The sequence below is a fragment of the Caballeronia arationis genome (assembly GCF_001544975.2).
Classification (GTDB): domain Bacteria; phylum Pseudomonadota; class Gammaproteobacteria; order Burkholderiales; family Burkholderiaceae; genus Caballeronia; species Caballeronia arationis.
On the sequence record NZ_FCOG02000567.1, the window covers coordinates 1 to 684 of the forward strand.

The window sequence follows — 684 nt, forward strand, 5'->3', positions numbered from 1 at the left end:
GCGCAATACCGGTGTGGATGGAGGAAGGTATGGCAACCATAGCCGGAAACAGGATCCTTGTCCCAATCCAGCCGAGGAGCCCTCAATGCGTCCGCCATGCATTTCAATCAGTTGCTTGGTGAGCGACAAGCCGATGCCTAAACCGCCGCGATCACGTCGGCCGCCGCCGTCCGCTTGACTAAACATATCGAAGACCTTGGGCAGAAAATCAGGCGCGATGCCTCGCCCGGTATCGCATACTTCGACGCAGACATATCGATCATCGCGCGTAAGCGACAGATTCACGCGTCCGCCGTGCGGCGTGAACTTTAAGGCATTGCGTACCACGTTCCAAAGCATCTGCTCCAGGCGTACCGGATCGGCCTGAATCGTCAACGGCGCGTCAACGCCTGACACTAACATTCGAATCTGCTTGTTCGCGGCTTCCGCCTCACTCGCCTCGACAATCGCTTGAAGAACGGATGCAAGATTGACTGGCGAGCAATGCAACGCCAACTTGCCAGTGCGCACCCGCGACAGATCCAACAGGTCGTCAATGATCTTGGATTGCCCGAGGACCGAACGTTGAATCGCGTCCGCCGCATCCTGAACCAGCGCAAAATCCTTCACCTCGGGCGAGCGGCTCAGCAACTCAGCTTTGACGTGAATTAGATTAAGCGGATTCTTTAGCTCGTGCGACAGTAC

At 56.6% G+C, this 684-nt stretch carries 1 protein-coding gene; it reads right to left on the minus strand.

What is annotated here, in order from left to right:
• Nucleotides 1-684 (minus strand): sensor histidine kinase (locus AWB81_RS43885; RefSeq protein WP_144444435.1); only part of this gene is annotated, 684 nt, incomplete at both ends.